26 protein-coding genes are annotated in these 26,602 nt (G+C 73.0%); 15 read left to right on the forward strand and 11 right to left on the reverse strand.

Features of this window, described 5'->3' with window-relative positions:
• The first annotated feature begins 12 nt into the window (after positions 1–12).
• The 7 genes from GE115_RS05475 to GE115_RS05505 all read left to right on the forward strand — a co-directional run bounded on the left by GE115_RS05475 (position 13) and on the right by GE115_RS05505 (position 7,336).
• Positions 13–681 (forward strand): GntR family transcriptional regulator, encoded by a 669-nt coding sequence (locus tag GE115_RS05475; protein ID WP_153683745.1) that lies wholly within the window; start codon positions 13–15, stop codon positions 679–681.
• 107 nt (positions 682–788) lie between these two features.
• Positions 789–1,976, forward strand: coding sequence for an NAD(P)/FAD-dependent oxidoreductase (locus tag GE115_RS05480; protein ID WP_153683746.1), 1,188 nt, complete (start codon positions 789–791; stop codon positions 1,974–1,976).
• Positions 1,973–2,296 carry a (2Fe-2S)-binding protein gene (locus GE115_RS05485; RefSeq protein ID WP_153683747.1) on the forward strand — a complete coding sequence of 108 codons (324 nt, stop codon included), beginning with the start codon at positions 1,973–1,975 and terminating at the stop codon, positions 2,294–2,296. Before GE115_RS05480 ends, GE115_RS05485 begins: the two co-directional genes overlap by 4 nt.
• Entirely contained in the window at positions 2,293–3,804 is a 1,512-nt protein-coding gene (locus tag GE115_RS19075; RefSeq protein ID WP_153683748.1) for an FAD-dependent oxidoreductase, read from the forward strand. Before GE115_RS05485 ends, GE115_RS19075 begins: the two co-directional genes overlap by 4 nt.
• A complete protein-coding gene (locus GE115_RS05495; protein ID WP_153683749.1) occupies positions 3,801–4,733 on the forward strand; it encodes a dihydrodipicolinate synthase family protein in 933 nt (310 codons plus the stop codon). The genes GE115_RS19075 and GE115_RS05495 overlap by 4 nt, the downstream gene beginning before the upstream one ends.
• Before the next feature lie 32 nt (positions 4,734–4,765).
• Complete coding sequence (locus GE115_RS05500) at positions 4,766–5,767, forward strand: proline racemase family protein (RefSeq protein WP_153683750.1); 1,002 nt, start codon at positions 4,766–4,768, stop codon at positions 5,765–5,767.
• 36 nt (positions 5,768–5,803) lie between these two features.
• The gene (locus tag GE115_RS05505) at positions 5,804–7,336 is read left to right on the forward strand and encodes an aldehyde dehydrogenase (NADP(+)) (protein ID WP_153683751.1); all 1,533 of its coding nucleotides are present in this window, start codon (positions 5,804–5,806) and stop codon (positions 7,334–7,336) included.
• 29 nt (positions 7,337–7,365) lie between these two features.
• On the opposite strand, the gene GE115_RS05510 is transcribed toward GE115_RS05505, so the two are convergent.
• The 3 genes from GE115_RS05510 to GE115_RS05520 are packed head-to-tail and all read right to left on the reverse strand — an operon-like array spanning position 7,366 to position 10,232.
• Positions 7,366–9,501 (reverse strand): APC family permease, encoded by a 2,136-nt coding sequence (locus GE115_RS05510; protein ID WP_376765697.1) that lies wholly within the window; start codon positions 9,499–9,501, stop codon positions 7,366–7,368.
• Between the two features lie 45 nt (positions 9,502–9,546).
• Positions 9,547–9,939, reverse strand: coding sequence for a VOC family protein (locus tag GE115_RS05515; RefSeq protein WP_153683939.1), 393 nt, complete (start codon positions 9,937–9,939; stop codon positions 9,547–9,549).
• Between the two features lie 5 nt (positions 9,940–9,944).
• Positions 9,945–10,232 carry an ArsR/SmtB family transcription factor gene (locus GE115_RS05520; RefSeq protein WP_153683752.1) on the reverse strand — a complete coding sequence of 96 codons (288 nt, stop codon included), beginning with the start codon at positions 10,230–10,232 and terminating at the stop codon, positions 9,945–9,947.
• A 60-nt stretch (positions 10,233–10,292) separates the two neighbouring features.
• On the opposite strand from GE115_RS05520, the gene GE115_RS05525 reads away from it, so the two are divergent.
• On the forward strand, positions 10,293–10,994 hold the full coding sequence (locus tag GE115_RS05525; RefSeq protein ID WP_153683753.1) for a copper resistance CopC family protein: 702 nt from the start codon (positions 10,293–10,295) through the stop codon (positions 10,992–10,994).
• A complete protein-coding gene (locus tag GE115_RS05530) occupies positions 10,991–11,338 on the forward strand; it encodes a hypothetical protein (protein WP_153683754.1) in 348 nt (115 codons plus the stop codon). The genes GE115_RS05525 and GE115_RS05530 overlap by 4 nt, the downstream gene beginning before the upstream one ends.
• 53 nt (positions 11,339–11,391) lie before the next feature.
• Here the strand turns inward: GE115_RS05530 and crcB are convergent, their stop codons facing one another.
• Genes crcB through GE115_RS05555 form a run of 5 tightly spaced genes read right to left on the reverse strand, consistent with a single transcriptional unit; the run spans position 11,392 to position 14,431 of the window.
• A complete protein-coding gene (crcB, locus tag GE115_RS05535; RefSeq protein ID WP_216648760.1) occupies positions 11,392–11,772 on the reverse strand; it encodes a fluoride efflux transporter CrcB in 381 nt (126 codons plus the stop codon).
• Positions 11,769–12,200 carry a fluoride efflux transporter FluC gene (locus GE115_RS05540; RefSeq protein ID WP_153683755.1) on the reverse strand — a complete coding sequence of 144 codons (432 nt, stop codon included), beginning with the start codon at positions 12,198–12,200 and terminating at the stop codon, positions 11,769–11,771. Before GE115_RS05540 ends, crcB begins: the two co-directional genes overlap by 4 nt.
• A gap of 43 nt (positions 12,201–12,243) precedes the next feature.
• Complete coding sequence (locus GE115_RS05545) at positions 12,244–12,759, reverse strand: GNAT family N-acetyltransferase (protein ID WP_153683756.1); 516 nt, start codon at positions 12,757–12,759, stop codon at positions 12,244–12,246.
• 41 nt (positions 12,760–12,800) lie between these two features.
• Positions 12,801–13,526: a PadR family transcriptional regulator gene (locus GE115_RS05550; RefSeq protein ID WP_153683757.1), complete on the reverse strand. Its 726-nt coding sequence runs from the start codon at positions 13,524–13,526 to the stop codon at positions 12,801–12,803.
• On the reverse strand, positions 13,523–14,431 hold the full coding sequence (locus GE115_RS05555) for a DUF4097 family beta strand repeat-containing protein (protein ID WP_246190549.1): 909 nt from the start codon (positions 14,429–14,431) through the stop codon (positions 13,523–13,525). Before GE115_RS05555 ends, GE115_RS05550 begins: the two co-directional genes overlap by 4 nt.
• Positions 14,432–14,625: 194 nt before the next feature.
• Between GE115_RS05555 and GE115_RS05560 the strand changes: the two genes are divergently transcribed.
• Positions 14,626–15,384: a MerR family transcriptional regulator gene (locus GE115_RS05560; RefSeq protein WP_153683941.1), complete on the forward strand. Its 759-nt coding sequence runs from the start codon at positions 14,626–14,628 to the stop codon at positions 15,382–15,384.
• Positions 15,385–15,503: 119 nt separating this feature from the next.
• Here the strand turns inward: GE115_RS05560 and yczE are convergent, their stop codons facing one another.
• Entirely contained in the window at positions 15,504–16,202 is a 699-nt protein-coding gene (gene yczE, locus GE115_RS05565; protein ID WP_172979716.1) for a membrane protein YczE, read from the reverse strand.
• Positions 16,203–16,265: 63 nt separating this feature from the next.
• Between yczE and yczR the strand changes: the two genes are divergently transcribed.
• A complete protein-coding gene (yczR, locus tag GE115_RS05570) occupies positions 16,266–17,723 on the forward strand; it encodes a MocR-like transcription factor YczR (protein WP_153683759.1) in 1,458 nt (485 codons plus the stop codon).
• Positions 17,724–17,936: 213 nt separating this feature from the next.
• Here the strand turns inward: yczR and GE115_RS05575 are convergent, their stop codons facing one another.
• Together GE115_RS05575 and GE115_RS05580 are read right to left on the reverse strand one after the other, a co-directional pair.
• Positions 17,937–20,030 (reverse strand): beta strand repeat-containing protein, encoded by a 2,094-nt coding sequence (locus tag GE115_RS05575; protein WP_153683760.1) that lies wholly within the window; start codon positions 20,028–20,030, stop codon positions 17,937–17,939.
• A 112-nt stretch (positions 20,031–20,142) separates the two neighbouring features.
• A complete protein-coding gene (locus GE115_RS05580) occupies positions 20,143–21,240 on the reverse strand; it encodes a hypothetical protein (RefSeq protein WP_153683761.1) in 1,098 nt (365 codons plus the stop codon).
• Between the two features lie 146 nt (positions 21,241–21,386).
• On the opposite strand from GE115_RS05580, the gene GE115_RS05585 reads away from it, so the two are divergent.
• From GE115_RS05585 to GE115_RS05600, 4 genes are all read left to right on the forward strand, one after another.
• Positions 21,387–24,965 (forward strand): efflux RND transporter permease subunit, encoded by a 3,579-nt coding sequence (locus GE115_RS05585; protein WP_153683762.1) that lies wholly within the window; start codon positions 21,387–21,389, stop codon positions 24,963–24,965.
• Positions 24,962–25,354, forward strand: a complete 393-nt coding sequence (locus tag GE115_RS18500) for a heavy-metal-associated domain-containing protein (protein WP_216648761.1) — start codon at positions 24,962–24,964, stop codon at positions 25,352–25,354. The genes GE115_RS05585 and GE115_RS18500 overlap by 4 nt, the downstream gene beginning before the upstream one ends.
• Positions 25,355–25,535: 181 nt before the next feature.
• Positions 25,536–25,874, forward strand: a complete 339-nt coding sequence (locus GE115_RS05595) for a heavy-metal-associated domain-containing protein (RefSeq protein ID WP_153683763.1) — start codon at positions 25,536–25,538, stop codon at positions 25,872–25,874.
• A complete protein-coding gene (locus GE115_RS05600; protein ID WP_153683764.1) occupies positions 25,871–26,500 on the forward strand; it encodes a DUF305 domain-containing protein in 630 nt (209 codons plus the stop codon). Before GE115_RS05595 ends, GE115_RS05600 begins: the two co-directional genes overlap by 4 nt.
• Positions 26,501–26,602: the final 102 nt, after the last annotated feature.

A 26,602-nucleotide genomic window follows, 5' to 3' on the forward strand; every position in this document is an offset into this window, starting at 1 on the left:
GAGGGGCCGGCGATGAGCCTGCAGATGATCAAGCCGCCCGAGCAGCGCAGCCTGCGTTCGCACGTCGAGCGCGCGCTGTCGGCCGCGATCATCTCGGGCGAGCTCGCGCCGGGCACGCTCCTGACCGTGCCGACGCTCGCGACGCAGTTCGACGTGTCGGCGACGCCCGTGCGCGAGGCCATGCTCGACCTCGAGAGCCGCGGATTCGTCGAGCCGGTGCGCAACAAGGGCTTCCGGGTGACCGAGGTCAGCGACGACGCGCTGCGCGAGCTGGTCGAGGTGCGCCAGCTCCTCGAGCCCCCCGCGATGGAACGGCTCGCCACGATGTTCCCGGCCGACCGCATGGACGAGATGCGGGCGGTGGCGGAGCAGATCGTCGAGGGCGCCGCGTCGGGCGACCTGCAGGCCTACCTCGCGGCCGACCTCGAGTTCCACCTCTCGCTCACGCAGATGCTCGGCAACCGGCTGCTGGTCGACATCGTGAGGGACCTCCGCTCGCGCACGCGCCTGGTGGGCCTCGCCACCATGCTCGAGTCCGACCGGCTCGGCGAGTCGGCCGCCGAGCACCTGCTGCTGCTCGACCACTTCGCCGCGGGCGACGCCGAGGCGGCCCGCGAGCTCATGCACCGGCACATCCACCACACCCTCGGCTGGTGGGCGGGGAACCCCGAGCGGGAGTAGCGGGCACCCCCGGAACGGGGGCGTCGGGGGCGCTTCCATTCGCAATAAATGTGTGACATATTACTGAGGGCGGCAGGGTGCCGCGGTCGGCGACCGAGGAGGGGCGCATGGGATACGACGTCGCGGTCATCGGCGCCGGCATCGTCGGCGCGGCCTGCGCGCGTGCCCTCGCCGCCGAGGGTCTGCGCGTCGTCGTGCTCGAGCGCGACGCGGCCGCATCGGGCACCACCGGCCGCGGCGAGGGCAACCTCCTCGTCTCCGACAAGGGTCCCGGCCCTGAGCTCGTGCTCGCCCAGCGAGCGGCCGCCCTCTGGCCCGGCACCGTCGCCGCCCTCGCCGACGAGCTCGGCCCCGACTTCCCCGCCGTCGAGTACGAGCCCAAGGGCGGGCTCGTCGTGGCGACGACCGAGCAGGGTGCGGAGCCGCTCGCCGCGTTCGCGCAGACCCAGCGCGCCGCCGGTGTGGACGCCCGCGTGATCGGCGTCGACGACGCCCTCGCCCTCGAGCCGCACCTCGCGCGCGGCATCACCGCGGCCGTGCACTACCCCGAGGACGCGCAGGTGCAGCCCGTCGTCGCGACCGAGGCGCTGCTCGCCTCGGCCCGCCGGCACGGCGCCGAGGTGCGCACGGGCGTCGAGGTCACGGGCGCGCTGCGCGATGCGCAGGGCCGGCTCCGCGGCGTCGCGACGACCGCAGGCGAGATCGCGGCCGACCGGGTCGTGCTCGCCGCCGGCCCCTGGACCGGCGAGATCAGCTCGCGCCTCGGCGCCCACCTGCCCGTGCGCCCGCGCCGCGGCATGGTGCTCGTCACGACGCGCATGCCGCACCGCGTGTTCCGCAAGGTCTACGACGGCGACTACTTCGGCGCGACCCAGTCGAGCGACGCGGCGCTGCAGACCTCGAGCGTCGTCGAGTCGACGGCCGCGGGCACCGTGCTCGTCGGCTCGAGCCGCGAGCAGGTCGGCTTCGACGACCGGATGCGGGTCGAGGTGCTGCGCCAGGTCGCAGCCAAGGCGCTCCGGCTGTTCCCCTTCCTCTCGGGCGCGAGCGTCATGCGCGCCTACGGCGGGTTCCGCCCCTACATGCCCGACCACCTGCCCGTGATCGGCGCCGACCACCGGCTCGACGGGCTCTGGCACGCGACCGGCCACGAGGGAGCCGGCATCGGGCTCTCGCTCGCGACGGCCGAGCTCATCGCGGCGGGCATCGCCGGCCGTGCCGCCCCGATCGACCCGTCGCCGTTCTCGCCGCAGCGGGCGAGCCTCGCTCCCCATCTGGCCGAGGAGGCCGCATGAGCGCCCGCATGCTGCCGGCCGGGTCCGACCCGATCCGCCCCGGCCCGACCGCACCCGTCACCATCCACGTCGACGGCGAGCCCGTGACGGGCGCCGCCGGCCAGACCATCGCCGGCATCGTGCTCGCGAACGGCCGCCTCGCGTGGCGGCGCACCTCGTCAGACGGGCGTCCGCGGGGCCTGTTCTGCGGCATCGGGGTCTGCTTCGACTGCATCGTGACCGTGAACGGCGACCGTGACGTGCGCGCCTGCCAGCGCCGCGCGTGCGACGGCGACGTGGTCTCCTCGCAGCACGACGAGCTGCCGGAGGTGCACCGATGACCGAGGTGCTCGTCGTCGGCGCCGGTCCGGCCGGTCTCGCCGCCGCGCTCGCGGCCCGCGCGCGCGGCGCCGCCGTCACCCTGCTCGACGCGGCCGACGAGCTCGGCGGCCAGTACTGGCGCCACCTGCCCCCGCAGCGCCCGGCCGCGCGCGAGCGCGCGCTGCACCACGGCTGGGCCCGCTTCGAGCGGATGCGCCGCGAACTCGAGGCCGACCCGGGTTGCGAGGTGCTCACGAGCGCGCAGGTCTGGGCGATCGAGCCGGCCGACGACGACGGTCGCGTCGGAGCCGACGGTCGCCTCATCGACGGCGGTGATCGCGCGGTCGCCGGCGCCGCGGCGCGGGCCGCGCTCGTCGTGCACGTGCTGGTCGGCCCCGTCGACGGCGCGGATCGCGTGGCGCGGAGCATCCGCCCCGACGCGCTCGTGCTCGCGACGGGCGCGCACGACCGCACCCTCCCGTTCCCCGGCTGGGACCTGCCCGGCGTCTTCACCGCGGGCGCGGCGCAGGCGCTCGCGAAGGGCGAGCGCGTCGCCGTGGGCGAGCGCGTCGTCGTCGCCGGAGCGGGGCCGTTCCTGCTCCCCGTCGCGGCGTCGCTCGCGGCGACGGGCGCCCGGGTCGTCGGCGTGCATGAGGCCAACCGACCCGGACGGCTGGCCGCGGGCTGGCTGCCCCGCCCGTGGGCGCTCATCGGCGCCGTCGGCAAGGCGGGCGAGCTCGCGGGCTACGCGTGGAACCACGTGCGCCACCGCATTCCGTACCGCACCGGCAGCGCGGTCGTCGCGGCGCACGGCACCGACCGCGTCGAGGCGGTCACGATCGCCTCGCTCGACCGCGACTGGCGGCCCATCGCCGGCACCGAGCGCCGCGTCGAGGCCGACGCGGTCTGCGTCAGCCACGGGTTCACGCCACGGCTCGAACTGCCCATCGCGGCCGGCTGCGCGATCACCTCCGACCGGTTCGTCGTCGTGGACGCAGGCCAGGGCACGAGTGTCGCCGGCGTCTACGCGGCGGGCGAGATCACCGGCATCGGCGGCGTCGACGCCGCGCTGGCCGAGGGAGCGGTCGCCGGTCACGTCGCCGCGGGCGGCTCGCCGACCGACGCCGAGATCTCGCGCGAGATGCGCGCCCGGCGCACCACCACCGACTTCGCCGGCCGCATCGAGGCGTCCCACGGCATCCGCTCCGGCTGGACGGCGTGGCTCGACGACGACACGCTCGTCTGCCGCTGCGAGGAGGTGCCGTACGGGCGCCTGCGCGCGACCGGCGACGCGACCTGCTCCACGGGCCTGCGCTCGCTCAAGCTCACGACCCGAGCCGGCCTCGGCATCTGCCAGGGCCGGATCTGCGGACGCACCGTCGAGCACCTGCTCGGCGGCGACGGCGGCTTCGCCGACGGCGTCAGCACCGACCGACGTCCGATCGCCGCACCCGTTCGCCTCGCCGAACTCGCCGGCGCCTCGGCACCGAACCGCCCCGAAGGGCATCTACGAAAGGAAACCCCATGACCGACCGCTTCGACCTCGGCGGCGTCGTCGTCGCCACGACGCTCGCGTTCAAGGAAGACGCCGCCGCCCCGGCCGGACTCGCCGTCGACTACGACCGGTTCGCCGAGCACTGCGACTTCCTGATCAGCAACGGATGCCGCGGCGTCGGCCCGAACGGATCGCTCGGCGAGTACTCCTCGCTCACCGACGAGGAGCGCCGCAAGGTCATCCAGGTCGCCGTCGAGGCGGTCGGCGGGCGCGGCCTCGTCGTCGCCGGCGTGCACGGCGTCGGCTGGCACCAGGCCGTGAAGTGGGCCGAGTACGCCAAGGAGGACGGCGCCGACGGCGTGCTCGCGCTGCCCCCGACGATCTACCGCGCCAACCGCGCCGAGGTCATCGAGCACTACACGCGCATCAACGAGGTCGGCCTGCCGATCATGCTCTACAACAACCCGATCGACACCAAGGTCGACCTCACGCCCGACCTCGTCGCCGAGCTCTTCGAGCTCGAGAACGTCGTCGCGATCAAGGAGTTCACGACCGACATCCGCCGCGTGCTCGAGATCCAGGAGCTCTGCGGCATCGACGTCATCGCGGGCGCCGACGACCTGCTCTTCGAGTCGCTCGTGGTGGGTGCGACGGGCTGGTTCGCGGGCTACCCGAACGCCTTCCCGAAGGAGGCCGTCGAGATCTACAACCTGGTGCAGGCCGGCGAGATCGCCGCCGCGCGCGACCTCTACAAGGGCCTCGTCGCGGTGTTCCGCTGGGACTCGAAGACCGAGTTCGTGCAGGCCATCAAGCTGTCGATCGACATCGCCGGCCAGAGCTACGGTGGACCGACCCGTCCGCCGCGCGGCCCGCTCTCGGCCGAGCACGAGGCGATCGTGCGGCGTGACACGCTGAAGGCACTGGAGTACGCGGCGAGCCGCGACCTCGTCTCGGCCCGCTGACGGGCCGAACCGAACCGGCAGGAGATCCACCCATGCGTTCGAACCGAGTGATCACGGCGGTCGACTCGCACACCGAGGGGATGCCGACGCGCGTCGTGACCGGCGGCGTCGGCGTCATCCCCGGCGCGACGATGAACGAGAAGCGCCTGCACTTCATGGCGAACCTCGACGACCTTCGGCTCTTCCTCATGAACGAGCCGCGCGGGCACGCCGCGATGAGCGGGGCGATCCTCCAGCCGCCGACGCGCCCCGACTGCGACTGGGGCGTCGTCTACATCGAGGTGTCGGGCTGCCTGCCGATGTGCGGGCACGGCACCATCGGCGTCGCGACCGTGCTCGTCGAGACGGGCATGGTGCCGGTGGTGGAGCCCGTGACCGAGATCCGGCTCGACACCCCGGCCGGTCTCGTGATCGCGCGCGTGCAGGTGACCGACGGCCACGCCGACTCGGTCACCATCGAGAACGTGCCGAGCTACGTCGACGTGCTGGATGCCTCGGTCGAGGTGCCCGGCTACGGGTCGGTGCCGTACTCCATGGCGTTCGGCGGCAACTTCTACGCGATGGTCGACCTCGACGACGTGGGCCTGCCCTTCGACCGTTCCCGGCAGCAGGAGATCCTGAACGCCGGTCTCGCCATCATGGATGCGATCAACGAGCAGGCGCCGCCGAGGCATCCCACCATCGACGGACTCGACCACTGCCACCACGTCGAGTTCATCGCCCCGGGCTCGAACGCGCAGCTCTCGCGGCACGCGATGGCGATCCATCCCGGATGGTTCGACCGGTCGCCGTGCGGCACGGGGACCTCGGCGCGCATGGCCGAGCTCTGGGCCCGCGGCGAGCTCGCGCTCGACACCGACTTCGTCAACGAGTCGTTCATCGGCAGCCGGTTCGTCGGCCGACTCGTCGCCGAGACCGAGATCGACGGTCGGCCGGCCGTGATCCCGACCATCACCGGGCGCGCGTGGGTGACGGGCATGGGCCAGTACCTGCTCGATCCGAGCGATCCCTTCCCCACCGGCTTCCAGTTCTAAGCGCGCCACGCACCTCGCACGCACCAGGAGACCCGCATGACCGAATCCCAGGACCTCGCCGCCGTCGCGGCCGCCGCATCCGCCGCAGCCGGCCCGTTCGCCGACGCGTCGCCGGCCGACCGGGCGCGCGCCCTCGTCGCCGTCGCCGACGCGCTCGACGCCGCGGCCGACGAGCTCGTGTCGATCGCGATGCGCGAGACGGGGCTCGGCGAACCGCGCCTGCGCGGCGAGCTCACCCGCACGAGTGTCCAGCTGCGGCTCTTCGCCGAGACCGTGCTCGACGGCACGTACCTCGACGTGCGCATCGACGACGCCGACCCCGACTTCGTGCTCGGCGCGCGCGCCGAGGTGCGGCGGATGCTGGTGCCGGTCGGCCCGGTCGTCAACTTCGCGGCCTCGAACTTCCCGTTCGCGTTCTCGGTCGCCGGTGGCGACACCGCGTCGGCGCTCGCCGCCGGATGCCCCGTCGTGCTCAAGGCCCACCCGGGCCACCCCGAGCTGTCGCGCGCGACGGCCGCGACCGTGCGCGACGCGCTCGCGGCGGCCGGACTGCCCGACGGCGTGTTCCAGCTGGTCGAGGGCGTCGAGGCGGGTGTCGCGATCCTGCAGGACCCGCGCATCCGCGCCGCCTCGTTCACGGGTTCGCTGCGCGCCGGCCGGCACCTCGCCGACCTCGCCGCCGCGCGGCCGTCGCCGATCCCGTTCTACGGCGAGCTCGGCAGCGTGAACCCCGTCTTCGTCACGCGCGCCGCGATCGACGAGCGCGCCGCCGAGCTCGCGGCCGGGTACGTCGCGAGCGTGAGCGGCTCCGCCGGGCAGCTGTGCACGAAGCCCGGCGTCGTGTTCGTCCCCGCCGGAGCCGAAGCCGCCGACCGGCTCGTCGCACGCGTCGCCGAGGCGGCGGCCGGCCTCGCCGAGCACCGGCTGCTGAACCCCGGCATCACCCGCGGCTTCGCGGCACGCCGCGGCGAGGTGCTCGGCGCGCCCGGCGTCGTCGCGGTCGCCGAGGGCGCACTGCGCGTCGACGCCGACGAGCAGGGCTGGGCGACGCCGACGATCCTGCGGGTGTCGCTCGACGACTTCCGTGCGTCGCGGGAGCAGCTGGCCGAGGAGGCGTTCGGACCGCTGTCGATCCTCGTCGAGGTGCCCGACGGCGCCGACCTCGCCGACCTCGTCGACGAGTTCCTCGAGGGCGAGCTCACCGCCACGGTGCACCTGGGTGCCGACGAGGCATCCGGAGCCGAGCATGATGCGAGCCGCGCGCTCGTGCGTGCGCTGGCCGACCGCGTGGGCCGCGTGCTCGTCGGCGGCTGGCCGACCGGCGTCGCCGTGACGCCCGCGATGCAGCACGGCGGACCGTGGCCCGCGACGACGGACGCCGGCGGATCAACGTCGGTCGGCACGGCTGCGATCTCGAGGTTCCTGCGGCCGGTCGCGTACCAGTCGGTGCCCGACGCGCTGCTGCCGCCCGCGTTGCAGGACGCGAACCCGTGGAACGTGCCGCAGCGCCGGTCGCCGGCCGGGCAGTCGCGCGGATGGGGCGCGACGGCCGCCGCGGCGATCGCCTGATCGCTGCCGTCGCAGCGACGGCCTGACCGCTACGGCTTGCGGGCCCCGCCCGGCTCGCGCACCTCGCGGCGGGGCACCGGCCGCACGGGCCGCACGGGCTCGCCGCGTCGGTCCTGGCCCGGCAGCGGCCGCGATCGCCGGCCGTAGATCAGGTCGGAGGAGTCGAGCAGCCACGGCACGAGCGCGACGGTCACGCCGTGCACGAGCATCAGCTTCTGCCGGATGCGCCGCGCCTTGTGGTTGTGCAGGATGTTCTCCCACCAGTGCCCGACGATGTACTGCGGCATGTAGACCGTCACGACCTCCGAGCCGTGCTCGGCGCGGTGCTGCTTGAGGTAGGCGATCAGCGGGTGGCTGAGATCGCGGTACGGCGACGACAGGATCCGCAGCTTCACGTGGATGTTCTGCTTGACCCAGTCCTTCTTCAGCTGCTTCGTCTGCGCCTCGTCGATCGACACGTGGACGGCCTCGAGCGAGTCGTGGCGGGCCGCGATGGCGTAGTCGAGGGCCTTCAGCGTCGGCTTCTGCATGCGGCCGACGAGCACGATCGCGTGGTCGCCCTGCGCGCCGAACGTCGTCACCGGGTCGACCTCGATCTCCTTCTCGACGTCGCGGTAGTAGCGGTTCACGCCGAGCATGAGCAGGAACAGGATCGGCATCAGCACGAAGACGATCCAGGCGCCGTGGGTGAACTTCGTGACCGTGACGACGCTGAGCACGACCGCGGTCATGGCGGCGCCGATGGCGTTGATGACGAGCGCGCGCTGCATCGCGCCGCGCGTGAGCGGCCGGTCGTCGGGCGAGGCGTCGGCGGGAGGCCGGCGAGGCGCCGGCTTCCGCGAACCGGCGGGATGCCGCATCCGGGCGAGCTCGCGCAGCCAGTGCCGCACCATGCCGGTCTGGCCGAGCGTGAACGACACGAACACGCCGATGATGTAGAGCTGGATGAGCACGGTCAGGTTCGCCTGGAAGACCACCAGGATGACCGATGCCGCCAGCGCGAGGATCAGCACGCCGTTCGAGTAGATCAGGCGGTCGCCGCGCGTCGACAGCGACTTCGGCGCGTACCCGTCGCGCGCGAGCACCGAGCCGAGCAGCGGGAAGCCGTTGAACGCCGTGTTCGCCGCGAGCAGCAGCACCAGGGCGGTGGTCGCCTGGATCAGGTAGAAGAACACGGTGTCGTCGCCGAACGTGGCCGCGGCGACCTGGGCCATGAGGCTGCGCTGCGGTTCGGTCTCGCATCCCGCCCAGCCGATCAGGTCGCAGGGCACCTCGGCGTAGTGCACGTCGGAGATGAGGGCCATCGCCGTGAGCCCCGCGAACAGCGTGATCGCGATGCCGCCCATCGCGACGAGCGTGAGCTGCGCATTGCGGATCTTCGGCACGCGGAACGCGGGCACGCCGTTCGAGATGGCCTCGACGCCCGTCAGGGCGGAGCATCCGCTCGCGAAGCTGCGCAGCAGCAGCAGCAGCAGCAGCAGCACGACCGCCGCCTGCGTGAGCGACTCCGCGTGCACCTCGTACCCGGCCGACTCGGCGACGGGTGCGTCGCCGAACGCCGTGCGCGTGAGCCCGACGACGATCATCACGAACACGCTGCCGATGAAGAGGTAGGTGGGCACGGCGAACGCCTTCGATGACTCGCTGACGCCGCGCAGGTTGATCGCGGCGAGGATCACGACGAAGGCGACGGCGAGCTCGACCCGCCAGGGCGCGAGCTCGGGGATCGCCGAGATGATGTTGTCGACGCCCGAGGCCACCGACACGACGACGGTCATCACGTAGTCGACGAGCAATGCGGATGCCACGACGAGGCCGGCCTTCTCGCCGAGGTTGCGGTGCGCGACCTCGTAGTCGCCGCCGCCCGACGGGTACGCGCGGATCAGCTGCCGGTAGCTCGCGACGACCGTCACGAGCAGCACGACGACCGCCACCGCGACCCAGGGCGCGAAGCTCAGGAACGCGAGGCCGCCGACGAGCAGGATCATCACGAGCTCCTGCGGGGCGTACGCCACCGAGGAGAGCGGGTCGCTCGCGAAGATGGGGAGCGCGAGCTTCTTGGGCAGGAGCTGCCCCTCGAGCTTCTCGGTCGGCAGAGGATCGCCGATGATCCAGTGCTTCGGCGATTTCAGCTCAGCGGGCGGTGCATCCGCCTCATTCGTCACGGCGGATGACACTACTCCCGCCGTGACCGGTGTCAAGTCGGCGGATCAACCGACGTGCATGCTGGCGATCTGGATGAGGTTGCCGCAGGTGTCGTCGAAGACGGCGCTGGTCACGGGGCCCATCGTCATCGGCGGCTGGGTGAACTCGACGCCCGCGGCGACGAGCCGCTCGTATTCGGCCTGCGCGTCGTCGACGGCGAACGAGGTGGCGGGCAACCCGTCGGCCCGGAGCGCCTCGCGGAACGGGCCGACGGCCGGGTGGTCGCTCGGCTCGAGCAGCAGCTCGACGCCGTCGGGCGCGTCGGGGGAGACGACGGTGAGCCAGCGGTGCTCGCCCGCGGGCAGGTCGGTCTTCGTCACGAAGCCGAGGACGTCGGTGTAGAACTCGAGGGCCTTCGCCTGGTCGTCGACGAAGACGCTGGTCACGTTGATGCGCATGGTGGTCACTCCGATTCGGTCAGTGGTCGGCCCCACCCCTGCCACGCCGACCGCAGCGGGTCGAGGTCGAGGTGGTGCACGCGGGTGCGGCCGATGCGGCGGGTCTGGACGAGCCCCGCCTGCTCGAGCACCGCGAGGTGCTTCGCGACGGCCTGTCGCGAGACGGCGATGCCGTGGCCCTGCATGAGCCGCACGCACAGCTCGAACAGCGACTGGTCGTCGCGTGCCGCGAGTTCGTCGATCAGGATGCGCCGGGTGGGATCGGCGATCGCCCGGAACACCGCATCGTCCATGCGCCCAGAATAGGCAACCATTCGGTTACCTGTCAAGGTCGGGTTGCTACCCTGAGCGCCATGACCAGCACCCCCTCCGCCGCCGCGCGCGGCCACCGTCTCGCCCGACTCGTGGGCACCGCGCTCGCGGCCGGCGTGCTCCTCGGGTTCGCGGGCGCCGCAGCCCCCGCCCTCGCGCACGACGAGCTGCTCGGCTCGACGCCCGAGCCGGGGCAGGTGCTCGAGACCGCCCCCGACGAGGTGCTGCTCACCTTCTCCGGCGACGTCATCGCCGTCGGCAGCGTCATCGAGGTCGTCGACCACCACGGCGAGGCGGTCGAGTCCGGCGAGACGACCGTGCTCGGGCCCGAGGTCTCGGCCGCGCTGCCGACCGACCTCTCCGGCGACTACCAGGTGCGCTGGCGCGTGGTCTCGAGCGACGGGCACCCGATCGAGGGCACCATCGACTTCGGCGTCGGCTCGGATGCCACGGGCGTCTGGGAGTCGCAGCCGCCGCACGACGGCGCCGGCGAGGAAGAGGCCGGCGCCCAGGGTGCCGGCTCCGGCGAGGATTCGGCCGACGCCGGCGACGATGCCGCTGCGGACGCCCCGAACGGCTGGGCCGTCGCCGGGTTCGTGGTCGCCGCGCTCGCCGTGGTCGGCCTCGTGATCGCGCTGATCGTCAAGGCGACGCGGCGCACGCCGGGCGGGCCGGGTGCGGCGGGCGGCCCGTCTGGCCCGGGTGCGTCGGGCGGGTCCGGCACGACGGACGACCGCGCATGACGGATGCCTCGACCTGGGTGCCCGTGAAGCGCGACGACGGCGAGACCGTCGGCTACGTCGAACCGCTGACCCCCGACTTCGGCGAGGTGCTGCCCCGCAACCGCCTCGGTCATGTCGTCGGCGAGCCGCAGCCGTACATCGACGCCGAGGACCTGCTCGTCGAGCGCGGCATCGGCGAACTCGCCGAGCACTGGCACCTCGACGGTGCCGCGCAGGCGCTGGCGATCGCCGAGCTCTCGCCCGCGGGCATCGTGCTGCGCGACGCCCTGCTCGCCAAGGCGCTCGTGCCGACCGCGGACGTGCACGTGCCCTGGCCCGACCTCGACGGGCGCCTGAGCCGTTGAGCGGCTGATCCGTTGAGCGGCTGAGCCGCTGTGCGGCCCGTCGGTGCCGGGCCTCAGCGCGCGAGGAGGTAGGCGACCGCGCACGCGACGAGGCCGAACGCGAACGTGGCCCCGACGTTGAGCGCCGCTGCGCGCCAGCGACCCGTCGCAGCCAGCTCGATCGACTCGACGCTCCAGGTGCTGAAGGTCGTGAGGCCGCCGCAGAACCCGGTGACGAGGATGAGCCGCACGTCGTCGCCGAGCGCGGCGCGCTCGGCCAGGCCGATCACCAGGCCCGCCACCGCGGACCCTCCCACGTTCGCGATGAGGATGCCCCACGGCAGCCGGCCCGGGCGCACCGGCAGCGCCCGCGACAGGGCGAAGCGCGCGACCGCGCCCAGTGCACCGGCGACGAGCACTGCGGCGGCGACCCATGGCGCGAGGGACGCGGTCACGGCGCGGCATCCGATCGGGTGGTTCGCGGCGCGGCGGCGGCCGCGCGTCGGCGTCGCTCCCGGCCGATGCCGAGCCGCAGGCCGGCAGCCGCGAGCACCAGGCCGCCGATGACGGAGGCGGCCGTGTACCCGGCCGCGAGCCACCACTGCCGGTCCGTTCCGATCAGCACGAGTGACGCCATGACGGCCGAGAGCGTGGTGAAGGAGCCGAGCACGCCCGCACCGATGCCGGCCTTCAGCCAGGACGGCGTCGTCGGACGGGTCCAGAGCCCGCCGGCCAGGATCCCCAACACGAATGCGCCGACCAGGTTCACGAGCAGCGTCGAGAACGGGAACCCGGTGTCGTCGTGCGGCAGCAGCAGGTCGGCACCGAGTCGCAACCCGGTGCCGAGGAGTCCGCCTGCGAAGACGGCGAGGTACGCCCCCACGCTGTCGAGCGTACGCGCCGGCTGCCCCGCGAGCCCGCCGCGCTCAGCCCGCCGGGCGGTGGACCCAGACGTTCGAGGTCTCCCAGTTGCCCTTGGGGTACTCGAACTCCTCCTCGCCCTCGAGCGTGAAGCCGACCTTGCGGCAGATCGCGTTGGATGCGGCGTTGTTCACGCGCGGGTACGCGTAGACCGCGACCGCTCCGTGCGTCGCGCGCGCGTCGTCGAGCACGGCCCGCAGTGCGGCCGTCGCGAGGCCCCGACCCTGGTGCGCGGTCTCGATCGACCAGCCGGTCTCGAGCGCGCCGTCGTGGTGCCCGTCGGCCCAGGTGCCGATCGTGCCGACGCCCTCGGGATGGTCGGGCGTGACGACCCGGAACATGCGGGCCGTGCCCTCCTCCCAGAGGCGGAGGTAGCGTGCGTGCCGGGCCGCGAGCGCTTCGTCGGATTCGGGCCCGCCGAGGAACTCGGTCATCTCGGCCGTGTTGCTGCGGCGCAGGGTCTCGAGGTCGTCGTCGGCCCACTGGCGCAACTGCACGGGGCTCGGCGCGTCGATGCTCATGCGACCAGCCAAGCACCGACCGCCGACATCCGTGCCGGCGCTCAGCGCTGCAGGTCGGCGAGGAGGGCCGCGCGCACCTCGGCCAGCCGCGTGCGCAGCATCGCCACCGACTCGGGCGACACGCGTGCGCGGTGCGCCTGCGTGCGCAGGTCTGTGCGCACCTGCTGGCGGAACTCGGCCAGCACGAGGTCGGCCTCGTGCACGGCGCGGTTCGTCTCGGTCTGCAGGTTGGTCGTGCCGCCGGATGCTCCGGCCGAAGCCGAGCCGGCTGCGCCGCCCGCGCCTGCCGCGTCCGCGCCGCCCGAATCGGCACCGCCGCCGGCATCCGTACCGCCTGGCGAACCCATCGTCGTGCGCGTCGAGCGCTTCGCCGAGCGCTTCGCCTCCCGGGCCGCGCTCGCGAGCTCGGCCCGCAGCGTGCGCATGGCCTCGTCGACCTCGGCGCGCACGCCGTCGGCGAGGCGGCGGACGGAGTCGGTCACCTCGTCCTCGATGGCATCGAGTTCGTGCCTGCGGCCCTCGAGCTCGGCGCGACCGGCGTCGGTGATCGAGTACACGGTCTTGCGGCCGTCGGCGGTCTTCGTGACGAGCCCCTCCTCCTCGAGCTTGGAGAGCCGCGGGTAGATCGTGCCGGCGCTCGGGGAGTACGTGCCGCCGAATCGCTCGGACAGGGCCTGGATCAGCTCGTACCCGTGCCGGGCGTGCTCGTCGAGCAGGGCCAGGAGGTAGAGCCTGAGGCTGCCGTGGGCGAAGACGGGCGGGGTCATCCGTCGGCCCGCGCTTCGCCGTCGCCGGACTCGGGGGCGCCCGTGGCCTCCGTGGCATCCGTCGTGCCGGTGGTCGCCGACTCGCCGCCGTTCGCGTGCACGCGAGCCCGGCGCATGACCGAGATGTTGCCCGACACGCTGTTGGCGCCGAGTTCGAGCCAGTGCCCGGCCAGCTCGCCGGTGACGTGCTCGAAGCCCTTGCCGAGCACGCCCTTGAAGCGCGAGTCGTCGATCAGGATGCTGCCTCCCACGGTGTTGACGCGGTACCGCGCGCCGGCGCCCTCGTCGAAGCGCACCGTGAGATCTCCCGAGATGGAGTTCGTGTCGATGCGCGAGGGGGTGCCGTGAGCGTCGACGATCAGGTCGCCCGAGACCGTGTCGGCGACGAACGCGACGATCTCGCCCGAGGCGACCACGTCGCCGGTCACGGTGTGGGCCGTGACACGCCCCTCGTGGTTGCCCGCCGAGAGCTCGCCCGACACGCCCGTGAGCTCGATGTCGCCCGAGTGGTTGTCGACGACGACGTCGCCCGAGACGGTGCTGAACTTGGCGTCGCCGTCGAAGCCCGAGACGAGCGCATCGCCCGAGACGACGCCGAGCCGCAGGGCGACCTGGCGCGGCGCGAGGATGGAGACCTCGGCCTTGGCGCTGCCGGCGAATCCCTTGAAGGCGTCGACGAAGTTGTCCCAGCGCAGCTGGGGGTGGTCGATCTCGAGGCGGTCGCCGTCGATCGAGACCGCGAGTTCCTTGCCGGTGACGCCCGATATCTCGATGCGAGCGCCGGGTTCGTCGTGGGCGATCACGTCGACCTTGCCGCCGATGAGGGTGACCTTCAGGTGTCGGACGAGCTCGAGGTCGATCACCCGGCTCTCGCCGGGTGCGATGATCCACTTCTCGAGGGACATTGGGTGCTCCTTGCTGTCGGCCGGACGTCGTGGCATCCGATTCGCGATATATCGCGTCTTGCGTAACAACACGATATATCGCGTTTGCGACCGGTGCAACCGGGATCGCGAAGTTCCGCTTGACCTTGACGTTGCGTCAAGTTCTAGCGTGGTATCCGTACCCGCGACGGATGACTCGGAAGGGAGCCGCACAGATGGACTGGTCGATCCAGGAGGTGGCGAAGCTGGCGGGCACCACCAGCCGCACGCTCCGCCACTACGACGACCTCGGCCTGCTGCCGCCCAGCCGGGTGGCCGCGAACGGCTACCGCCACTACGACCAGGCCTCGCTCGTGCGCCTCCAGCGGATCCTGCTGCTGCGCGAGCTCGGCCTCGGGCTCCCGGCGATCGCCGAGGTGCTCGCAGGCGAGGCATCCGAGGTGCATGCCCTCGCCGGCCACCTCGCGTGGCTCCGGCAGGAACAGGAACGACTGGCGCGACAGGTCGCGTCGGTCGAGAAGACCATGCACGCCCTGGAAGGAGGTGAACAGATCATGGCTCAAGACATGTTCGATGGATTCGATCACACGCAGTACCGCGAGGAGGTCGTCGAGCGCTGGGGCGCCGACGCGTACGAACGCAGCGACCGCTGGTGGCGCGGCATGAGCGACGATGAGAAGCGCGCCTGGCAGGCGCGCACCGCGGCGCTCGGCGCCGACTGGACGGATGCCGCGACCCGCGGCGTCGACCCGGCCTCGGCTGAGGCGCAGGCACTCGCGAAGCGTCACGTCGAGTGGCTGACCGGCATCCCCGGTACGCCGACCGCGGCTCCCGGCGGCGACGTGAAGGGCTACGTGCTCGGCCTCGGCGAGATGTACGTCGCCGACCCGCGCTTCGCGGCCAACTACGGCGGCACCGACGGTGCCGAGTTCGTGCGCGACGCGCTGCGCGTCTACGCGGAGGCGAACCTGTAGGCCGGTGCACCGATCCGGTGGACCGGTGCCGGAGTGCCGGAGTGCCCGAGTGCCGGAGTGCCGGAGAACCACGACCCCCGAGGTGTCCCGCCTCGGGGGTCGCGGTGGTGCGTGGCCCGTCAGTCCGCCGTCCGCGCCGGTGCGGCGGTCGCCGGCTGGCCGGCCTCCGCCGCGGCCACGGCGTCGGCCTGCCGCTGGCCCGCGCGCCGGATCGCGAAGAGCGGGATCGTCCACCCGCAGAGCGGCCCGATCGCGACGGCGAACAGCACGGTTCCGAGCCCGACGTCGCCGCCGAGGAGCCAGCCCATCGCGAGCACGATGACCTCGATGCCGGTGCGAACGATCCAGATCCGCCACCCGGTGACGCGGTGCAGGCCGGTCATCAGCCCGTCGCGCGGGCCGGGGCCGAAGCTCGCGCCCAGGTAGAGCCCGGTCGCGACGGCCAGCAGCACGATGCCGCCGGGCAGCAGCAGGATGCGCGCCCACAGGTCGAGGCCCTCGGGGATCAGCGCGAGCCCGACGTCGGCCGCAGGCCCGACGAGCAGGGCGTTCATGATCGTGCCGAACCCCGGGCGCTGTCGGAGCGGAATCCACAGCAGCAGCACCACGCCGCTCGTGAGGACGGTGATCACGCCGAAGCTGAGACCGGTGTGCATGGAGAGGCCTTGGGTCAGCACGTCCCACGGCGAGACTCCGAGGGCGCCGCGGACGATCATCGAGATCGCGATGCCGTAGAGGAACAGCCCCACGAACAGTTGCACGAGGCGGCGCGCCAGGATGGGCGCGGGATCGTCGAACGAGGGCAGGCGGCGAGGCATGACGACCATCCAATTCCAGAATTGGCCTTCCGGCAAGAGGCCAATCTGTCTAAGGTGGCTCACATGTCGGATGTCACGCTCAGCGCCCGCGCGCTCGAGAACCTGCTCGGCGACTGGCGGGGCCACGCCCGGGGCGAGGGCCTCGGCGAGCCCGCGTACCGTGCGCTCGCCGAACGGGTGCGCCTCCTGGTCATCGACGGGCGCGTCCCGGTCGGCACCAGGCTGCCGGCCGAACGCGATCTCGCCGACCGCCTCGCCCTCAGCCGCACCACGGTCACCGCCGCCTACCGGCGCCTGCGCGAGCAGTCGCTGCTGACGAGCGTGCGCGGCTCGGGCTCGGTCGTGCGGCTGCCGGGCGCGCCCGCGCTGCTGCCCGCGCCCACGGGCGCCGACTCCATCGACTTCTCGAAAGCCGCGCCGCCCGCGTTGCCGTGGCTCGCCGACATCGCCCGCGAGGCCGTCGACGACCTCCCCGCGCACCTGGGTGATCCGGGCTTCGACCCCGTCGGCCTGCCGGTGCTGCGGCAGGCGATCGCCGACCGGTACTCCGCGCGCGGCCTGCCGACCTCGCCCGACCAGATCATGGTGACCATCGGCGCGCAGCACGCCATCGCCCTGCTCTCGCGGGCCCTCATCGGCCGGGGCGACCGTGCCGTGATCGAGGCGCCGACCTACCCGCACGCCTACGAGGCGCTGCGCGTCGCCGGCGCCCGGCTCGTGCCGGTGGCCGTGTCGCCGCACGACGCGGGCGAGTTCGGGGCATCCGACGAGGGCGCGGCGTTCGCCCAGGCCTTCCGTCACGCGAACCCGGTCTCGGCCTACCTCATGCCCGACTTCCAGAACCCGACCGGGCGCTCGATGAGCGAGGACACCCGCGAGCGCGTGCTCGACGCGGCCGCACGGCAGGGCACGGTCGTGATCGCCGACGAGACCATCGCCGAACTCGACATCGACCGCGCCTTCTCGCCGCTGCCGCTGGCGGCCTACGGCCCCGCCGTGCTCGTCGGCTCGACCGGCAAGTCGGTGTGGGGCGGCGTGCGGATCGGCTGGATCCGCGCCGATCGTCCGCTGCTGCGGCGACTCCTCGCGGTGCGGGCGCCGGGCGACCTCGGCACCCCGATCCTCGAGCAGCTGATCGTCGCGCGACTGCTCGCGCGCATGGATGACATCCTCGCGCTGCGCCGCGAGCAACTGCGCGCGGGTCGCGACCTCCTCGAGACCCTGCTCGCCGAGGCCTTCCCGGACTGGCATGTGCCGCACGTCGACGGCGGCATCGTCACGTGGGTCGGGCTCGGCGCCCCCGTGAGCTCGCAGCTCGCCCTCGCGGCGCGCACGCAGGGTCTCGTCGTGGCCGCCGGACCGCGGTTCGGCATCGACGGCGCGTTCGAGCGGTTCCTCCGGCTGCCCATCTGCCACTCGGCGGCCGAGACCGAGGCCGCCGTGCGAGCGCTGCGGCTCGCGTGGGAGTCGCTGCCAGGCATGCCCGTCGCCGAGGTGGGGCTGCTCAGCGAGGTCGTGTAGCGCAGGCCGGCTGAGGCGGGTTCCGGGCGGCGGATGCCAGGGATGGCTCGGTGATGCGGCGGCCCCGAGCCGGATGCCCGGGCCGCCGCATTCCCCCTGTTTCCCCTTGTTTCCCTTGCGCAGGCGGCGGTCGCGACGTCGCGGCCGGTCGCCTGGTCTCGATACGGCGCTGGCGCGCCTACTCGACCGCCGCGGTCAGCGGCGCTGGTGCGCCTACTCGACCGCCGCGGTCAGCCGGCGCAGTGCGAACCGGCGGAACCCGACGAGCAACAGGCCCGCGAGGAGCGCCAGTCCGGCGATCCCGAGGGCCGCGGTGTCGGTGCCGGTCGACGCGAGCGAACCCGAGGTGCCGGCGGCCAGCGTCGTCACCGAGCCGGAGGCGGTGATGGTCATCGATCCGCCGTCGCCGGGAGTGCCCGGGTCACCGGGGTCGCCCGGAGTGCCGGGGTCACCGGGGTCGCCGGGGTCGCCGGGGTCGCCCGGGTCACCGGGGTCACCCGGGTCGCCGGGGTCGCCCGGGTCGCCGGGGTCGCCCGGGTCGACGACCGTCACCGGTCCGTGGGTCTCGCTGTCCCCGATCACCGAGATCGCGTTGCCGCCGACCGTGATCGGCAGCGACAGGCCCGGGAGCAGCTGCGTGCCGCCCAGGATCGAGTCGGTGCCCTCGGTGGGCGTGCCGCCCGTGCCGCCGGTGCCCGGCGTCACCACGGTCTCCGCGCCCGACGACGTGGAGTCGCCGATGCCCGAGATCGCGTTGCCGCCGACGGTGATCGGCAGCGACAGGCCCGGGAGCAGCTGCGTGCCGCCCAGGATCGAGTCGGTGCCATCGGTGGTCGTGCCGCCCGTGCCGCCGGTGCCCGGCGTCACCACGGTCTCCGCGCCCGACGACGTGGAATCGCCGATGCCCGAGATCGCGTTGCCGCCGACGGTGACGGGAGCGCCGATCGCTCCGACGACCTGGGTGCCGCCGAGGATGGAGTCGGTGCCCGACGTCTCGGCGCCCGAGCCGGCCGTGCCGGAGCCCGAACCGCTCGTGCCCGGCGCGACCTCGGTCGAGGCATCCGCGGACTCGCTGTCGCCGATGACGCTGATCGCGTTGCCGCCGACGGTGACGGGAGCGCCGATCGCTCCGACGACCTGGGTGCCGCCGAGGATGGAGTCGGTGCCCGACGTCTCGGCGCCCGAGCCGGCCGTGCCGGAGCCCGAACCGCTCGTGCCCGGCGCGACCTCGGTCGAGGCATCCGCGGACTCGCTGTCGCCGATGACGCTGATCGCGTTGCCGCCGACGGTGACGGGAGCGCCGATCGCTCCGACGACCTGGGTGCCGCCGAGGATGGAGTCGGTGCCCGACGTCTCGGCGCCCGAGCCGGCCGTGCCGGAGCCCGAACCGCTCGTGCCCGGCGCGACCTCGGTCGAGGCATCCGCGGACTCGCTGTCGCCGATGACGCTGATCGCGTTGCCGCCGACGGTGACGGGGATCGAGATACCCGGGATCAGCTGCGTGCCGCCCAGGATCGAGTCGGTGCCCGAGGGCGACGCGCTGCTGTCGCCCTCCGAGGCCGATCCGCGCGCGACGTCACTGGTCGCGCCGTCGCTCGTCGAGTCGCCGATGACGCCGATCGCGTTGCCGCCGACGGTGACGGGGATCGAGATACCCGGGATCAGCTGCGTGCCGCCCAGGATCGAGTCGGTGCCCGAGGTCGACGCGCTGCTGTCGCCCTCCGAGGCCGATCCGCTCGCGACGTCACTGGTCGCGCCGTCGCTCGTCGAGTCGCCGATGACGCCGATCGCGTTGCCGCCGATCGTGATCGGCAGCGACACGTTCACGAGACCCTGCGTGCCGCCGAGCAGCGAGTCGTCGCCGCTCGTCTCGGGCGCCGAAGCGGCAGCGGGCGCCGGGGCGGGCGCCGGTGCCGGGGCGACCTCGGTCGAGGCATCCGCCGACGAGCTGTCGCCGACGACGCTGATCGCGTTGCCGCCGATCGTCACCGGGACGGACACGTCGATGAGCGCCTGGCTGCCGGAACCGATGCCGTCGTCACCCGACGTGACGGCGACCGGCGCGGGCTCCGCGGCCGGGGCGACCTCGGTCGAGGCATCCGACGACGACGAGTCGCCGACGAGCGAGATGCCGTTGCCCGAGATCGTGATGGGCAGGTCGATGGAGATCCCGGCTTGGGTCCCCGAGAGGATTCCGTCGTCGCCGCTCGTCTCCGAGGCGTTGGCGACGCCGGCACCGAGGAGCGTGAGCCCTCCGGTGACGAGGGTCGCGTAGAGCGCCCTCACGGCGAATTGCTTCGCGTTCATGATCAGTCCTCCTGACTGAGATGGGTTGACTCGCTCCCGCGCGGGGAGCATGACCGTGTCCGCCTGCGATCGGGCGCGCTGGAACGCGTCCGGGCAGCCGGGACGGCACCCGTCAGTCAGGGGTGGTGTCGGCCTCGAAGACCGGCGACGACGGCAGCGCGTCGTCGACCGAGTTGAGCGCGAGCGACGCGAGGGCGTCGAGCTGGAAGGCGGCGGATGCCGCGTCGGAGCCGCCGATGCCGCCGGCCGCACCGCCGGACGCCGCCGAGCCGCCGGCGCCCGGCGCGCTCGCCGGAGCAGCGGGGTTCGCCGGACCACCCGGCGCGTGGCCAGCAGGCGCGTCGACGGAGCCGAGGCCGGATGCGTCGGGCGCACTCGACGACGCACTGGAACCCGGCGGCGCCGCCGATGAGGCGGATCTGTCGTGCCCCGGCGGCGCGCCGGAGCCGGGAGCCACGGCCGGGAGCACCGCATCGCCCGATGCGGCGTCGCTCGGCACCGGGCCCGGTTCGCCGACGCCCGGGTCGCCGCCGGGGTCCGTGCCGTCATCGGTTCCCGGCAGCAGCGGAACGCCCGGGATGCCGGGCAGGACGCCGTCGTCGGGAAGCGAGCCGACCGTGCCGACGACCGAGCCGAGCGTGTCGTCGACGGCGCCGGTCACCGGCTTCAGGACACCTCCGAGTGCGCTGCCGCCGAACAGCCCGCCCACGATGGGCATGGCGCCGACGACCTGGTCGAGTGCGTCGACGACGGGGTCCGCGATCGCGCCGACCGTGCCGCCGCCGGCGGTTCCGGAGACCGCGTCGGCAATGCCGCCGACCGCGCCGACCACGACGGCGTCGACCGCGTCGACCGTTCCATCGAGAGCGCCGGTCGTCGTGTCGACGACCTCCGGCACGACCTCGACCACCTCGGCCACGGGTTCGGGCGCCACCTCGACGACCGGTTCGACCACGTGGTTCACGGGCGCGACCACGGCGTCGACGACGCCCCCGAGCAGGTCGCCGACCGCCCCGGTGGTCGAGGAGACACCGCCGAGCAGCCCGCCCACGGCGCCCAGCAGGCCGCTGCCGCCGGATTCGGGCTCGTCGGCCGATGCCGACTGGGCGCCCGAGAAGAGGCTGATCGCGAGCCATCCGGCCGATACGGCCGTGCCCAGCAGGGCATACCGGATGAACGGTCGACGCGGCTGCGCGGTCGCCTCGGTCATCGGATCACCCCCGCCCTTCTTTGCACCATAATCGAACACGTTGCGCAGGGGGACCCCCGTTCGGGGGGTAAATTCGCGCCGAATGCCATTCGCCTTTCAGCTTCCCGTGACCTTTTCGACACTCGCCTGCTGAGAGACTTGAGCCCATGTCCCTGCTTGCCAAGCTCAGCATGAAGAACCGCGCCCTCATCGCGCTCGTCACGATCGTGGTCGCGATCTTCGGGGGCATCTCGCTCACGAGCCTCAAGCAGGAACTGGCTCCCTCGATCGAGTTCCCGCAGTTGATGATCGTCACCAGCTACCCGGGGGCATCGCCCGACATCGTCAACGCGGATGTCTCGACCCCCATCGAAACCTCCATCCAAGGCATCACCGGGCTCGAGTCGACGTCGACGACGAGCTCCACCGGTCTCTCGCGCGTGACCGCGAGCTTCACCTACGGCACCGACCTCGCGTTCGCCGAGCAGAAGCTGCTGTCGTCGGTCAATCGCGTCCAGGGCCAGTTGCCCGACGACGTCGAGCCGCAGGTCGTGGCGTTCAGCCTCGACGACTTCCCGGTGATCTCGATCGCCGTCACCGGTGCCGACGACCTGACGACCCTCTCCGACGAGATCAGCCGCACCACGCTCGGCGAGATCGAGGACATCGACGGCGTGCGCGAGGCCTCCCTCGTCGGCGACGTGGGCCAGCGCGTCACGATCACGCCCGACCCCGCGAAGCTCGCGTCGTTCAGCCTGAGCCAGCAGGCGATCCGCGACGCGCTGCAGCAGAACGGCGTGCTCGTGCCCGCCGGCACCGTCACCGAGGGCGACACCACCTTCGCCGTGCAGACCGGCGCGCGCCTCGGCAGCGTCGAGGACCTCGCCGCCCTGCCGCTCGTCGGCGCGACCCAGCCGCAGGCGCCGGGCGCCGAGGCGGGTGCGGATGCCGGCGCAGACGCGGGTACGGATGCCGGCGCAGACGCGGGTGCGGATGCCGGCGCAGGCGCGGGTGCGGATGCCGGCGCAGGCGCGGGTACGGATGCCGGCGCAGGCGCGGATGCCGCCGCTGGCGCGACCGCCCTGCCCGGCGCCGCGGCGCAGGCCGCCGCCGTTCCGGCAGCGGCGACCATCGCCGACGTGGCATCCGTCGAGCTCACCGAGAACCCGGTGACCAGCATCTCGCGCGTCGACGGCGAGCCCGCGCTGACGATCTCGGTCACCAAGCTGCCCGCCGCGAACACGGTCGAGGTCTCGAACGCGGTCATCGCCCTGCTGCCCGACCTCGAGTCCTCGCTCGACACCACCAACCCCGGGGCATCCTTCACCGTCGTCTTCGACCAGGCGCCCTACATCGAGCAGTCGATCGAGGCGCTCGCGACCGAGGGCCTGCTCGGCCTCGTGTTCGCGGTGATCATCATCCTGATCTTCCTGCTCTCGGTGCGGGCGACGCTCGTCACCGCGATCTCGATCCCGACCTCGGTGCTGATCACGTTCATCGGCCTGCAGGTCGCCGACTACACGCTCAACATCCTGACGCTCGGCGCGCTCACGATCGCGATCGGCCGCGTGGTCGACGACTCGATCGTCGTCATCGAGAACATCAAGCGCCACCTCGTCGTCGGCGTCGACAAGGCCTCGACCATCGTGCACGCGGTGCGCGAGGTGGCCGGCGCGATCACGGCGTCGACCATCACGACGGTCGCGGTGTTCCTGCCGATCGCGCTCGTCGAGGGCGTCACCGGCGAGCTCTTCCGGCCGTTCTCGCTGACGGTCACGATCGCGCTGCTCGCGTCGCTGCTGGTCGCGCTCACGATCGTGCCGGTGCTCGCGTACTGGTTCCTCAAGCCCGCGAAGCCGCACAAGCACGACGAGCAGGCGGCCGCCGCGGCGTTCGTCGACGAGGAGGCCCCCGCGACCGGCGCCGACGAGCTCGAGCACCCGTCGCGCCTCCAGCGCGGCTACCTGCCGATCATCGAGTGGACGCTGAAGCACGGCGTCGTCACGCTCGTCGTCGCGGTGCTGATCCTCGGCGGCACGCTCGCGCTCACGCCGTTCATGAAGACGAACTTCCTCGGCTCCTCGGGCCAGAACACCTTCCAGGTCACGCAGGAGCTGCCGGTCGGCACGAGCCTCGACGCCCTCGACGAGGCGTCGACCTCGGTCGAGCAGGTGCTGCTCGACACCGAGGGCATCGAGACGGTGCAGACCTCGATCGGCTCGGGCGGCGGCCTCGCGTCGATCCTCGGCGGCGCGAGCGCGACGGTGACGTACTCGGTCACCACCGACGAGGGCGCCGACCAGGACGCGCTGCAGGCGGAGGTCCGCGACGAGCTCGACGGCATCGACGACGCCGGCGAGATCACGCTCGCCGCCTCGAGCGGGTTCGGCGCGTCCAGCGACATCGAGGTCGACATCACGGCCTCGAACGCCGAAGATCTGCAGACGGCGACCGACGCCGTCGTCGACGAGCTCGACGGCATCGACTCGCTCGCCCAGGTCTCCTCGAACCTCGACGAGGGCCGCCCCTACGTCGCGGTCGAGGTGAACCGCACGGATGCCGCGGCCGCCGGCTACTCGGAGGTCGCGCTCGGCGCCGTCGTGTCGGCCGCGATGCAGCCGCAGACCGCCGGTTCGATCGTGATCGACGAGCAGACGCTGACGATCTACCTCGCGACCGCCAACCCGCCGACCACGGTCGAGGAACTCCAGGCGCTCGAGATCCCGACCGCGACGGGCCTCGTGCGCCTCGACACGCTCGCAACGGTCGAGGAGGTCGACGGGCCCGCGACGGTCACGACCGTACAGGGCCTGCGCAGCTCGACCGTCGCGGCGACGCCGTCGGGCGACGACCTGGGCACGGCGAGTGCGGCCGTGCAGGTCGCCGTCGACGAGGTCGACCTGCCCGCCGGCACCTCGGCGTCGATCGGCGGCGTCACGGCCGACCAGTCGGAGTCGTTCGGCCAGCTCGGCCTCGCGCTGCTGGCCGCGATCCTCATCGTCTACATCGTGATGGTCGCCACGTTCCGCTCGCTGCTGCAGCCGCTGCTGCTGCTCGTCTCGGTGCCGTTCGCCGCGACCGGCGCCATCGCGCTGCAGGTCGCGACCGGCATCCCGCTGGGCGTCGCGTCGCTGGTCGGCGTGCTGATGCTGGTCGGCATCGTGGTGACGAACGCGATCGTGCTCGTCGACCTCGTGAACCAATACCGCGATCGGGGCATGACCGTGCGCGAGGCGCTGCTGCACGGCGCATCCCGCCGTCTGCGGCCGATCCTGATGACCGCGCTCGCGACGATCTTCGCGCTGCTGCCGATGGCGCTGGGCATCACCGGCCACTCGGGCTTCATCTCGCAGCCGCTCGCGCTCGTCGTCATCGGCGGCCTGCTGTCGTCGACGCTGCTCACGCTCGTCGTGCTGCCGGTGCTGTACGACCTCGTCGAGGGCGGCCGCGAGCGGCGCAAGGCGAAGAAGGCCGAGCAGGCGGCCGGGGCCGAGCCGGGTGAGCCCGTCGCGGTGGCGCAGCCGGTCGGGGCTGCCGCCGTGCCGGCGGCCGGAGCTGCGGCGGCGGCGCCGGCCGAGGACGCGGCGACGCCGGCTGAACCGGCGGCGACCCCCGACGAGCAGGCTCCGGCGGCGGATGCTGCCGCGGCGCCGGCCGAGCCGGCCCCGTCGGCTGATGCTGCGGCGACGCCGCGTGACGCCGACAGCACGGATGCCGCGTCGACGGATCCGGAGGACCGTCCATGACGATCGCACCCGACGGGAGATTCGACCTCGGCCTGACGGGCCTCGGCGGCGGCTCGAGCGCCGCCGGCGGCCAGGCCGGCGGCTGCTGCGGCGGGGGAGGCGCCTGCTCGTGCGGTGGCGGCCATGCCGCCGGCGGCGCGCGGGCTCGTGTGCTCGCGCAGCTGCCCGATCGCGTCGTCGCCGAGTACGACGTGACCGGGCTGACCTGCCAGAACTGCGTGGATCACGTGACCGACGCGTTCGTCGCGCTCGACGGGGTCCAGACCGTCGACGTGTGGCTCGTCGACGGCGGCGTCTCCACGGTCAGGGTCGCGAGCGACGAGCTCCTCGACGGCGCGGCCGTCGCAGCCGCGGCCGAGGCGGCCGGTTACACCGTCGAAGCGGGCTGACCGGGCGGTCGACCGACGATCGGGCGGTCGACCAACGATCGGGCCGAGGTCGGTCGGGATCGGTCGTCGGTCAGGGGGCGATCGTGGGCCGGCGCCCACTCCCTGCCCGAGCTTCGCGGCTCGACGTGGATACCCCACTGGGGTATAGTACAGACGAAGACGCGAACGAAGGGACTGCGCCATGACCACCACACCCGCCGATGCCCGACTGCTGCCGATGGCCGAGGAGGCGAGCGAGGCATCCTGCTCGTGCTGCGCGATCCCGCCCGCCGCGTCGGAGTCCCCCGCCGAGGCATCCGACGCGATCATCGCCGAATTCGCCGTCGCGGGCATGACGTGCGGCAACTGCGTCGCGCATGTCACGGCCGACGTCTCCGCGCTCGAAGGCGTGCGGTCGGTCGAGGTCGACCTCGTCACCGGCGGGGTCTCGACCGTGCGTGTCGCGAGCGAAGCGCCCCTCGACGTCGATGCCGTCGCGGCGGCGGTCGCCGAGGCCGGATACCGGGTGGTCGAAGGATGACCGGGCGCCGTCGGGCGCGGCACCTGCCGCTCGCCGGCGTGCTCGGCATCGCGGGGCTCCTCGCCCTGGCCGGCTGCGCGACCGCCGCGGGCGACGCGACCGGTTCGGGTGACGGGCACGGCGCGCACGGCGGTGCGAGCGAGCCCGCTGATGCGAGCGACGCGAGCGTCGAGGCATCCGATGCCGACGTGATGTTCGCGCAGATGATGATCCCGCATCACGAGCAGGCGCTCGAGATGAGCGCGATCGTGCTCGCGAAGCCCGGACTCGACGCCGAGGTCGCGAACCTCGCCGGGCAGATCGAGGCGGCCCAGGGGCCCGAGATCGCCCAGCTCGAGGGCTGGCTCGAAGAGTGGGGCGCGCCGCGCGAGATGCCGGAGGGCCATGGGCACGAGATGGACGGCATGCTCAGCGCCGAGGATCTCGCCGCGCTCGAGGCGGCCGACTCGGCCGCGGCTTCCACGCGGTTCCTCGAGCAGATGATCGCGCATCACGAGGGTGCAGTCGCGATGGCCGAGGAGCAGCTCGAGTCGGGCACGCACCAGGGCGCGCTCGAGCTCGCACGGTCGATCGTCGATTCCCAGACGGACGAGATCGAACGCATGCGAGGCCTGCTCGAGGGCTGAGGCCCAGGTGGCGCGTGCCGTCCGCGCGCGCCACCTCTCGTTCACGGAGAGTTCACCCGCCTGCCCCGGGGTCGCCACCGCGGCCCCGCTGGCGCGTTCATA

The organism is Agromyces agglutinans (assembly GCF_009647605.1).
GTDB lineage: Bacteria > Actinomycetota > Actinomycetes > Actinomycetales > Microbacteriaceae > Agromyces > Agromyces agglutinans.

Excerpts from the sequence above, each read along its gene's own strand:
- GE115_RS05475 (WP_153683745.1), top strand. The coding sequence starts at position 13 with ATGAGCCTGCAGATGATCAAGCCGCCCGAGCAGCGCAGCCTGCGTTCG.
- GE115_RS05480 (WP_153683746.1), top strand. The coding sequence starts at position 789 with ATGGGATACGACGTCGCGGTCATCGGCGCCGGCATCGTCGGCGCGGCC.
- GE115_RS05485 (WP_153683747.1), top strand. The coding sequence starts at position 1,973 with ATGAGCGCCCGCATGCTGCCGGCCGGGTCCGACCCGATCCGCCCCGGC.
- GE115_RS19075 (WP_153683748.1), top strand. The coding sequence starts at position 2,293 with ATGACCGAGGTGCTCGTCGTCGGCGCCGGTCCGGCCGGTCTCGCCGCC.
- GE115_RS05495 (WP_153683749.1), top strand. The coding sequence starts at position 3,801 with ATGACCGACCGCTTCGACCTCGGCGGCGTCGTCGTCGCCACGACGCTC.
- GE115_RS05500 (WP_153683750.1), top strand. The coding sequence starts at position 4,766 with ATGCGTTCGAACCGAGTGATCACGGCGGTCGACTCGCACACCGAGGGG.
- GE115_RS05505 (WP_153683751.1), top strand. The coding sequence starts at position 5,804 with ATGACCGAATCCCAGGACCTCGCCGCCGTCGCGGCCGCCGCATCCGCC.
- GE115_RS05515 (WP_153683939.1), bottom strand. The coding sequence starts at position 9,939 with ATGCGCATCAACGTGACCAGCGTCTTCGTCGACGACCAGGCGAAGGCC.
- GE115_RS05520 (WP_153683752.1), bottom strand. The coding sequence starts at position 10,232 with ATGGACGATGCGGTGTTCCGGGCGATCGCCGATCCCACCCGGCGCATC.
- GE115_RS05525 (WP_153683753.1), top strand. The coding sequence starts at position 10,293 with ATGACCAGCACCCCCTCCGCCGCCGCGCGCGGCCACCGTCTCGCCCGA.
- GE115_RS05530 (WP_153683754.1), top strand. The coding sequence starts at position 10,991 with ATGACGGATGCCTCGACCTGGGTGCCCGTGAAGCGCGACGACGGCGAG.
- GE115_RS05545 (WP_153683756.1), bottom strand. The coding sequence starts at position 12,759 with ATGAGCATCGACGCGCCGAGCCCCGTGCAGTTGCGCCAGTGGGCCGAC.
- GE115_RS05550 (WP_153683757.1), bottom strand. The coding sequence starts at position 13,526 with ATGACCCCGCCCGTCTTCGCCCACGGCAGCCTCAGGCTCTACCTCCTG.
- GE115_RS05555 (WP_246190549.1), bottom strand. The coding sequence starts at position 14,431 with ATGTCCCTCGAGAAGTGGATCATCGCACCCGGCGAGAGCCGGGTGATC.
- GE115_RS05560 (WP_153683941.1), top strand. The coding sequence starts at position 14,626 with ATGGACTGGTCGATCCAGGAGGTGGCGAAGCTGGCGGGCACCACCAGC.
- yczE (WP_172979716.1), bottom strand. The coding sequence starts at position 16,202 with ATGCCTCGCCGCCTGCCCTCGTTCGACGATCCCGCGCCCATCCTGGCG.
- yczR (WP_153683759.1), top strand. The coding sequence starts at position 16,266 with ATGTCGGATGTCACGCTCAGCGCCCGCGCGCTCGAGAACCTGCTCGGC.
- GE115_RS05575 (WP_153683760.1), bottom strand. The coding sequence starts at position 20,030 with ATGAACGCGAAGCAATTCGCCGTGAGGGCGCTCTACGCGACCCTCGTC.
- GE115_RS05580 (WP_153683761.1), bottom strand. The coding sequence starts at position 21,240 with ATGACCGAGGCGACCGCGCAGCCGCGTCGACCGTTCATCCGGTATGCC.
- GE115_RS05585 (WP_153683762.1), top strand. The coding sequence starts at position 21,387 with ATGTCCCTGCTTGCCAAGCTCAGCATGAAGAACCGCGCCCTCATCGCG.
- GE115_RS18500 (WP_216648761.1), top strand. The coding sequence starts at position 24,962 with ATGACGATCGCACCCGACGGGAGATTCGACCTCGGCCTGACGGGCCTC.
- GE115_RS05595 (WP_153683763.1), top strand. The coding sequence starts at position 25,536 with ATGACCACCACACCCGCCGATGCCCGACTGCTGCCGATGGCCGAGGAG.
- GE115_RS05600 (WP_153683764.1), top strand. The coding sequence starts at position 25,871 with ATGACCGGGCGCCGTCGGGCGCGGCACCTGCCGCTCGCCGGCGTGCTC.